Here is a 9,526-nt window from a genome sequence, read left to right on the forward strand (position 1 = left end):
ATATAGCGGATGAAATGTGTGTATTCATTTTTTTCTTGATAAAGAAACGAACCAAAAAAATCAAGACTTAATAAGATTTTACTAAAAATTTCTTTCGCTACGGCACAAAAATAAAGTTTTTAACTTTTAAAAATTCATATTACAAGGATGCTGTTGTTCGTTGTTTACAACTTTTGTCTTACAACAATTTTTGCTTAACCCTTCGCTTCAATTCATTTTTTACGTAAAACCTTCTTAGGTCAACCCTACATTGAACTTCTCATAAAACAACAAATGCTTATGAAATAACTCACTCCATTCGGTATGGGGTCAAAATTTACACTAATTTATCGCATCACCTCTCAATGCCCTGAATCGTTTTTGGGCTTCTACGTAGTAGATGCTATCGGCAAAATCAAAAATGATTCGTTCGTAATTACTTTTGGCCTTTTCGGGCTCTTGCAGAGGGCCTTCATAGAGTTTTGCCAAGCGGTAATAGGCATCATCTGCGAGAATGCCGTCTTTGTAATAGTCGATGATGGTGTTGTAATTTTTTTCTGCTTTCGCGAAAGCGGACTTCGCCTCATAAAGTTTTGCCTGTGCGAGCAGTGCTTCGTCTTCTATGCTCTCTCCTTTATGTTGCTCCAGAATCTCATCATACACCTTGATCGCTAAATCAGGTTTGTTTTGATAACTCAGCAAATCGGCTTTAGCATATTTCTTAAGCGCTGTTTGTAATGTATCTTCTTGAGAATTATCTCGAATCACGAGTAACAGTGCTAGTGCGTCGTTTGCAATAAGCTGCGTCGCACTCGATTTTAATACATTTAGTTGCGTTTCAGCCCACGCAAAATCTGTTTTATAATAACTGGTTCTCGCCACTTTAAAACGTGCTTCCTGAGAGATGGTATTGTTTTTTATTGTATTCTGAATTTGCGAATAGTAAATAAGCGCTTGATTAAACTTTTCTTCCAATACTAAAATATCAGCTAGTTCCATTTTAAGCCTTGCTTCGTCAAAACGATTCATCTCTTGTTTAAGGCTTTGTTTTAAAAAGGTTGCGCCTTCGCCAGGGCTTCTCATATCAAAGGCTAAAAAATGGGCATAATCTATTTGGATCAGTATGGTGTAACTATTAATTCCATGAGTTTCAAGAAGTGCCTCAAAGCGACCGCGTATAGCTTCTAGCGCTGAGGATGTTGTCGCTTTTTTAATTTCGATTTTTAACAATTGCTGCTCGGCATCTAGTAGCGTCTCATCGTCTATCGCCACCTCTTTGATATATTCCAAAATCTCTTGTGCATCTTCTAAAGCATTTGCCTCTATGGCAATTCCTGCAAGGTCAATGACGCCCGTAATATTCCCATCGGTACGCTTAAAGATAGCTTTCTCTTGTATAAATGCTTTCCTGTATTCTTTCTGCTGAATAAATAACCAACTCAATAGCTCGTTATAAATAATATTCTGTTCGGATTGAAGTCGTTTAAGAAGTATTTTCCGAAAGATTCCATTGGCTTCATTAGTAGGATCTTCTGTGATATAGATTGCAAAATTTCGTTGTACCGATGCAATGTATTCTTGATTTTCATTCACCAAATCGAGGTAGCTATCAAACATTTTTTCTAGTTGTCCCAGCTCTCCATAAATACGGGCAAGTTGAATATTAAAATTGCTATTAGGATTGGCCTCCATTCCTGCTTGATAGGCACGTATCGCTTCTTCCAGCAAACTATATTCCTGAAACGTTTTTCCTATACGATATGCACTAGATCTGCGATCTTTTACAAGTTGAATCGCGGTATTATAATTAATTTTTGCAAGAGAGTCTTGTCCTTGTAATTGATAGTTATGACCCAATTCTACCAACAACAGTCCTTTATAACGTGAATTTTCAATTTCTTTTTCTATAAAAGCTGTCGCCTCGGTATACTTTTCAAGTTGTTGATACGTTTTGATCAGCCCTACTAATGCCGCATTATTATTCGGTTGGTTTTTGAGTGTTTTTTGATAGGAAATAAGCGCTTTTTCAAATTGACCTTGATCATAGTAATTCCGTGCGAGTTGTTCTGTTTGCGCTTTCGCGAAAGCGAATACCCCCAAAATTAATATGACACTAAAAATAAACCGCTTCTTCATAGACGCTAAAGATACAGAAAAGCGCTTAACACTAAATCCCTTCACCTAGAGGGAGAAGGGATTTTTAACACTATTTTGTAACAATTTCTAGTCGATCATCTCAAATCCGCAATATGGGACGAGTGCTTTGGGGATTTTAATGCCCTCTGGTGTCTGGCAATTTTCAAGAATTCCTGCAAGAACACGTGGTAAAGCGAGTGCACTCCCGTTAAGGGTATGTGCTAACATTTTCTTCCCGTCTTTGTCCTTGATACGCAACTTTAAGCGGTTGGCTTGAAAAGTCTGAAAATTAGATACAGAACTGATTTCTAACCAGCGTTCTTGCGCGGTAGAGAAAACTTCAAAATCATAGGTAAGATGTGATGTAAACCCTAAATCACCGCCACACAATCGTAAAATACGGTAGGGTAATTCTAGCTCATCCAAAATGGTTTTTACGTGATCCACCATGCCATCTAACGCTGCTGCTGAGTTATCTGGGTGCTCTATACGTACAATCTCTACTTTGTCAAATTGGTGTAGTCTATTAAGGCCACGCACATGTGCGCCATACGATCCTGCTTCGCGACGGAAACAAGGAGTATATCCCGTACAGGTGATAGGCAACTCGCTTGCGTTGATCATATCACCTCTAAACATATTGGTCACAGGAACTTCTGCCGTAGGAATCAGGTATAAGTCGTCTTCTGTGACATGATACATCTGCCCTTCTTTATCGGGTAATTGCCCTGTTCCAAAACCAGAGGCTTCATTGACAAGGTGTGGCACTTGATATTCTGTATACCCCGCTGCGGTATTTTTATCTAAAAAATAACTGATTAAAGCACGTTGTAGACGAGCGCCTTTTCCTTTATATACCGGAAATCCTGCTCCTGTGATTTTTACACCCAGCTCAAAATCGATAATATCATATTTTTTGGCAAGTTCCCAATGCGGCTCTGCCCCGTTGTGTAATACAGGAATATCTCCTTTTCGGAATACTTCTTCATTATCTTCATCAGTATTTCCTTCAGGAACACTATCATGAGGAATATTTGGGATCGTAAACAGCAAACTCTGAAGTGCCTCACTAGCCTCATTAAGTTGCTCTTGTAATCCTTTAGATTGCTCTTTTAGACCTGCTGTTTTTTCTTTAAGAAGATTCGCTTTTTGGGCTTCTCCATTTTTAAAGAGGTTTCCAATCTCTTTTGAAAAAGTATTACTATCGGCTAAGACTTGATCTAATTGGGATTGTGAAGAACGACGCGTTTCGTCCAAAGCAAGTACTTGATCTAACAATGCTTCTGCTTGATCTATATTTCTTTTTTTAAGTGCTTTTGCAAAAGCATCTTTGTGTTCTCTTATTTGAGCTACTTCCAGCATGATCGTGTCTTTTAGAATAAGTTGGCAAATTTAAGGAAATAGTGAAATTAAGAGCGATTATTCTTTATCTAAATAATCGCCACTGTCTAAGATCCATGTAGCATGGTTCCACGGATCCCAAGAAACGGCAGCTAAATCCACCTTTGAATCGATGAGTTTTTGAGATTTTCGTCCATTAATTCGAACGCGCGCATTGACAAATACGGAGATATCTTGACCTTTGGCAGCATATTCTCTTTTAAGGTATTGTGCAAATTGCCATATAAAATCGGGTTTTGTCCCAATATTACGCAGTTGTTTTTTTGACAAATAGTCATTGAGATTAACAGACGTCTTCTTGTTTGTCGCCTTATCTAGGATGGTAAAGTGACTGGATCCTGATTTTGTACGGAGCATCATTCGCCAACTTAATCGATGTCCTTCTTCGGACCAAAGTACATTGTCCTCTATCAACCAATGCCTAGAGGGAAGTAAGATTTGAGAGACAATATAGACTCCTATAACCACCAGCCCTAAGTTTCTGAATTTAGGTACTCTTACTTCTTGTTTGGCTAGATAAAAAGGTTTCAACGTTTTTCCTCTTAATAAAAGAAAACCGATAGCCTTTGAAGGATAAAACAATAATTTTGATTTTTGAGAAATATTCAAAAGGATACTCCGGATTTTCTTCTGCTCCAATTCTTTAAAGAAAACACGATGTATATATTCAGCTGGGTAGAAAAATAAGGTAAATGCCAACGACATATAGGGGAAAATCCCTATCTGAAATACCACCGAGTTAAAAAGGTGAAAGAAAATAGAAATGATAAACGCCCATTTACGGGTTTTTTTCCATAATAAGGCTGGGATGATCAACCCATCAAAAATAATTCCTACATACGCCACTACCCACGGAACCCATGGCAGTTGCAAAAAATCTCCAATACCCCAGATATTTTTTCTGCCAGACATCAGTAATTGTGGGGCTGTCCCATCTAACCAATCTGGATATAACTTAGCAATCGAGGCATAGGTATACACAATCCATAATTGGGCGATAATGAACAAAGGCACCCATCTTGGCATGCTTTCGTCTCGGAGGGAAGGATTTCTTTTAGTGTCCAGCGAAAAAGAAGTGTGTGCTGGAAATAACGTCATAATCCACAGCAAGAGCATTAATAAATAGTAATGATTATTGTACGCAGATTTTTGCATGAGATACACGACACTCCACATAATAGCGTAGGCGATAATAGCCAATCTATAGCGATACCCTAGCATGACCATGGCTCCAAAAACACCCATCACAATAAAATAGGCATACATGTGAGGTCCTGTACCGGGGAAGGTTTGAAAAAAGTCAAACCCAATAAAATTAAAGGTAAACTCAGGCTCTACAAAAATACGGCGCACCCATCCTGTAGCGATTGCCCCCCAAGCTTCTAGCATAATCAATAACCCAAAAAACACCCTAAAAACAACCAATGGGCTGTTATCTATACGTGCAAAAAGAAATTGATTCACTTTCATAGAGGTCAGTCTTTAATCGATTGAATATAGGTGCGTGAAAATACCTCATCGGCTTTCATGGCTTCGACAAGCAAATCCACCGATTCAAAATGCTGCTCTCCACGGATTTTGCAAAGCATTTCAATGGAGAGGCGTTTGTTATATAAATCGCCATCAAAATCAAAGAAATACGTTTCGACAGTTTGTTCTTTCCCTCCTACCGTTGGGTTGGTTCCTATGTTCATCATTCCATACACAAGTGTATTGTCTATGAAAGAACGAACGACATAGACCCCTTGTCCTGGAATAAGCTTATACGCTTCTGATATTTGAAGATTTGCAGTTGGATATCCTAATTTTTTTCCAAGGTTTTTACCGTGTATAACGGTGCCTTCAAGCATCATAGCATACCCTAAATAAGCATTTGCTTTTTTGATATCACCTTCATGCAGAGCGGTTCTTATTTTTGTAGAACTTACCGCAACGTCTTCCAATTCTTGTTTTGAAATTTCTTCTACCTCAAAGCCAAATTGTTCTCCATAGCGTTTTAAATCGCTAATATCTGCTGTGCGATTCCGTCCAAAACGATGATCATATCCTATGATTACCTTTTTTGCGTGAAGCGCATGTACCAAAATCTCTTCTACAAAATCTTCGGCATGCATCTTTGAAAAATCAATCGTAAAAGGATGTACTACGAGATGATCTAATCCTAATTTTTCTAATAAAGCGCCGCGTTCTGTGATGGTATTAATTAATTTGATGTTTGCATCTTTTTGCAAGAGCATCCGAGGGTGCGGAAAAAAAGTAAGCACTACAGATTCCCAACCATTTGCTTTGGCACTTTCAGTAAGCCTAGCGATGATCTTTTTGTGTCCTATATGAACGCCATCAAACGTCCCTATTGTAACGACGGTTCCTTTGGTACTGGTAAATGTATGTGCGCTAGCGTGTGTTTTCAATCTTATTTTCCGTTATATGCATTCATCGTATTTGAGATCCCTGCTCCTACAAAAGAGGTGATCACTTCACAACTCTTATCTAATCGCTCAGGAAGTGCCGCTTCTTCTTCACTGGTCCATTCTCCAAGAACATAATCTACTTGTCTTCCTTTAGAGAACTGATCGCTGATTCCAAAACGAAATCTATTGTAGGTTGTTGTACCCAATTGTGCTTGAATATCCTTGAGTCCGTTGTGGCCTCCGTCACTTCCTTTGGTTTTTACTCTGATGGTTCCAAATTCTAGATTCAGGTCATCGGTAATCACCAATAGGTTTTCTATAGGAATTTTTTCTTGTTGTAACCAGTATCTCACTGCTTTTCCGCTCAAGTTCATGTAGGTATTTGGCTTAAGGAGCACCACCGTCTTTCCTTTGACTTTGGTTTTGACGATATCGCCTAATTTTTCTGTTTCAAAAGAGGTTTGGTTCGCTTTCGCGAAAGCGTCCAACACCTTAAAACCAATATTATGCCGTGTATTTGCGTATTTGGGACCTATATTACCCAAACCTACAATGAGAAATTTTTTCATAGGATCTTCAACAGATGTTTCTCTCTCTTTTTGCTTAAAAATGCGATTGAAAAAAGAAAACATAGTGCACTGTTTGTTTAAAATATAAAAGTACTAAATGCATTACGCCTTGACAAATATCGTCTCCACTAAAGTGCGTTCTGAATTTACTTTTTTAGAATTGTGGCTCATTATAGGATATTCATAAAAAAAGCGCCTTACAAATGTAAGACGCTTTTATATGGTACTAAGAAAAACTATTTATTCTGCAGCCGTTTCTTCTGGTGCGTCAGCAGTTTCTCCTTCTTCTTCGTCTTCGTCATCTACATTGACAGCGTTACGAGATGTTCTTACTTGACAAACCACTGTGTTATCAGGGTGCATAAATTTGTAAGCTTCATTTTCAAGAGCAGTTACATATAACTTGTTTCCTATTTTAAGGTTGGTAATATCTGCCTCGATAAAATCAGGAAGGTTATCTGGTAATGCTTTTACTCTTAACGTACGGTTATTCTTACGAAGAACTCCTCCATTAAGAACCCCTTTAGAACTTCCTACAAATTTTACAGGAATAAGCATCATCACTTCTTTATCATCAAAGATTTGATAAAAATCAACGTGTAAAATACGATCAGTTACTGGGTGAAACTGAATATCCTGAAGGATGGCACGGTATGTTGCTCCTTCAAGTTCAATATCAACAGTATGCGCGTCTGGTGTGTATACCAATCCTTTAAACGCTAATTCTGGTGCGCTAAAATGCATTGGTTGATCCCCTCCGTAGATTACGCAAGGTACCTGTCCAGCATTACGTAAGGCCTTAGTAGCTTTCTTGCCCACGCTTTCTCTTTTAGATCCTTTGATCGAAATTGACTTCATTTTAAAATATATTAAGTATTAATTAATTACATAACAAACTTAGATGCAATACTGGTGTTGCTGTTTACACGGTGCATCACATCTGCAAATAAGTGTGCACAACTCAGGACTTTTACTTTGTCACTCTTGTGCTCTTTAGGAATTGAATCGGTTACGATTAATTCTTTAAGTTGACTATTGTCTAATTTTTCATACGCATTGCCACTTAAAATAGCATGTGTACAGATTGCTCGTACACTTAATGCGCCTTTCTCCATCATCAAATCTGCAGCTTTTGTTAAAGTCCCTGCGGTATCTACCATATCATCCACAAGAACGACGTGCTGTCCTTCTACATTTCCGATAAGCTCCATGTGAGAGATTACATTTGCTTTTGCACGTTGCTTATAGCAAATCACCACATCACTTTCCATTGCTTTACTGTAGGCATAGGCTCTTTTACTACCTCCCATATCTGGGGAAGCAATCGTAAGGTTTTCTAATCCTAGGCTTTGTAAGTAGGGTAAAAAGATAGTGGAAGCAAACAAATGATCTACGGGCTTTTCAAAAAAGCCTTGAATCTGATCTGCGTGTAAATCCATGGTGATGATACGCGTAGCGCCTGCGGTTTCTAATAAGCTTGCTTTTAACTTTGCTGCAATAGGAACTCTGGGTTTATCTTTACGATCCTGACGTGCCCATCCAAAATAAGGAATCACCGCTGTGATGTGTCGTGCTGAAGCTCTTTTGGCAGCATCTAGCATGAGTAACATTTCCATCAGGTTATCACTGTTTGGCATGGTACTTCCAATAATAAACACTCTAGAACCACGTACCGACTCTTCAAAAGAAGGTTGAAACTCTCCATCACTATAGGTAGAGGTAATCACATTGCCCAACGGTTGCCCGAATTCTTTTGCGATGGCTTCTGCAAGAACTTTGCTTTTTTGACAAGCAAATATTTTAGGTTGTGGTACTGTAGCAGTCATTTTGGTAACAGTTAACAGATTGATTAATGGTTCCTTTCTTAAAAAGGAGGTGCAAAAATAGTAATAAAAATAAGTCTAGCCTTAGAAAAGTAAGGCTTTTATGCGGTTTGCTTAAAATTATTCTTTAATTTTGCTGTTCCTAATAGCCGAAATGGCGGAATTGGTAGACGCGCGCGACTCAAACTCGCGTTCCTTTGGAGTGTGGGTTCGATTCCCACTTTCGGTACTAAACGGGATGCTTTCATATTTTTTGATGGTGTCCCGTTTTTATTTCCTCCTATATCTCCTGCTATTGTTGGGATTGCGCTAAAAATAGAATTTACTCTAATGGTTCGATAACGGTCATTTTTGTGATCAAACAGGATTCCTTCGGGAAATACCATATTTTGAATTCTTCTCTTTGTCTCCAAATCTCCTGAACTCCACAATACCGATAGTTTCGAGGAATAATCAACTGCATACTCCACCGCTTTTTCAAGGTTCGATACATCTAAGCTGTTTACTTGCAAATATTCTTGCTTTTCTACTCGCTCCTTCTCTGATTTGCTTTTAAACTTTAAGTACTGCTCTCTTGATATTTCATCAAAAACAAAACGCTCCTCTAATCGATCTATTCTTTTATCTAATTCCCTTACTTGTCTTTCTATCGCTTTTGTTTCTTGTAATTGCTCTTTATGGTATTCTAGGAAGGTGTACTTCATTACCTCTTTTAAAGGGGCTATATACTTCTGATCACTTAATTGATATGTTTTGAGTAGTTCTTCAAACTTTTGGTGCATCACTCTAGCGCTTCTATTCTCTCTGCTACCTCTTCGGTTATTCTTATAATAATACAACCCTTTTCTTTTTACCAAATAGCCTGTATAATATCCACCACAAGAACTCGCCTTAATAAATTGCTTTAAAGGTAAATTCTCCTCGTCTTTATTGTAGGATTGGCTTTTATCCTTATTTCGTAAAGAATCATTGATTTTTAAAAACAACTCTTTAGAGATAAGTGCTTCGTGTCTACCTTGCACGATCTCATCAGGAATATGCGAACTCACTATTAAACCGCAATAGAAAGGATTTCTAAAGTAATCACTCAGCTTCTTTTGATTAATAATCAATCCTTTTCTTTCAAGTTTCTCTGCAATCTCTCTATGGCTTAGATTCTCATTAGCCTTCCACTTAAAAGCATACCTCAATAACTTCCCCTGTTCGT

At 38.1% G+C, this 9,526-nt stretch carries 7 protein-coding genes, 1 tRNA gene and 1 pseudogene; 1 reads left to right on the forward strand and 8 read right to left on the reverse strand.

All coding sequences use genetic code 11. The annotated features are described in order from the left end of the window. Nucleotides 1-321 precede the first annotated feature (321 nt). The 7 genes from ACFO3O_RS15150 to ACFO3O_RS15180 all read right to left on the reverse strand — a co-directional run bounded on the left by ACFO3O_RS15150 (nt 322) and on the right by ACFO3O_RS15180 (nt 8,322). A complete protein-coding gene (locus tag ACFO3O_RS15150; protein ID WP_379980281.1) occupies nt 322-2,115 on the reverse strand; it encodes a tetratricopeptide repeat protein in 1,794 nt (597 codons plus the stop codon). Between the two features lie 87 nt (nt 2,116-2,202). Then, the gene (serS, locus tag ACFO3O_RS15155; RefSeq protein WP_379980283.1) at nt 2,203-3,477 is read right to left on the reverse strand and encodes a serine--tRNA ligase; all 1,275 of its coding nucleotides are present in this window, start codon (nt 3,475-3,477) and stop codon (nt 2,203-2,205) included. A 57-nt stretch (nt 3,478-3,534) separates the two neighbouring features. Then, nucleotides 3,535-4,986, reverse strand: coding sequence for an HTTM domain-containing protein (locus ACFO3O_RS15160; protein ID WP_379980285.1), 1,452 nt, complete (start codon nt 4,984-4,986; stop codon nt 3,535-3,537). A gap of 5 nt (nt 4,987-4,991) precedes the next feature. Next, nucleotides 4,992-5,927: a bifunctional riboflavin kinase/FAD synthetase gene (locus tag ACFO3O_RS15165; RefSeq protein WP_379980287.1), complete on the reverse strand. Its 936-nt coding sequence runs from the start codon at nt 5,925-5,927 to the stop codon at nt 4,992-4,994. Nucleotides 5,928-5,929: 2 nt separating this feature from the next. Further along, nucleotides 5,930-6,559, reverse strand: a complete 630-nt coding sequence (gene pth / locus ACFO3O_RS15170; protein ID WP_379980289.1) for an aminoacyl-tRNA hydrolase — start codon at nt 6,557-6,559, stop codon at nt 5,930-5,932. Nucleotides 6,560-6,736: 177 nt separating this feature from the next. After that, nucleotides 6,737-7,354: a 50S ribosomal protein L25/general stress protein Ctc gene (locus ACFO3O_RS15175; RefSeq protein ID WP_379980291.1), complete on the reverse strand. Its 618-nt coding sequence runs from the start codon at nt 7,352-7,354 to the stop codon at nt 6,737-6,739. Nucleotides 7,355-7,380: 26 nt separating this feature from the next. After that, on the reverse strand, nt 7,381-8,322 hold the full coding sequence (locus tag ACFO3O_RS15180; RefSeq protein WP_379980293.1) for a ribose-phosphate pyrophosphokinase: 942 nt from the start codon (nt 8,320-8,322) through the stop codon (nt 7,381-7,383). A 145-nt stretch (nt 8,323-8,467) separates the two neighbouring features. On the opposite strand from ACFO3O_RS15180, the gene ACFO3O_RS15185 reads away from it, so the two are divergent. Further along, nucleotides 8,468-8,548 (forward strand) — tRNA-Leu (locus tag ACFO3O_RS15185). 736 nt (nt 8,549-9,284) lie between these two features. Here the strand turns inward: ACFO3O_RS15185 and ACFO3O_RS15190 are convergent. Then, nucleotides 9,285-9,509, reverse strand: a pseudogene (locus ACFO3O_RS15190) (recombinase family protein); the annotation flags it as partial. Nucleotides 9,510-9,526 lie beyond the last annotated feature (17 nt).

The organism is Dokdonia ponticola (assembly GCF_042653865.1).
Taxonomy (GTDB): domain Bacteria; phylum Bacteroidota; class Bacteroidia; order Flavobacteriales; family Flavobacteriaceae; genus Dokdonia; species Dokdonia ponticola.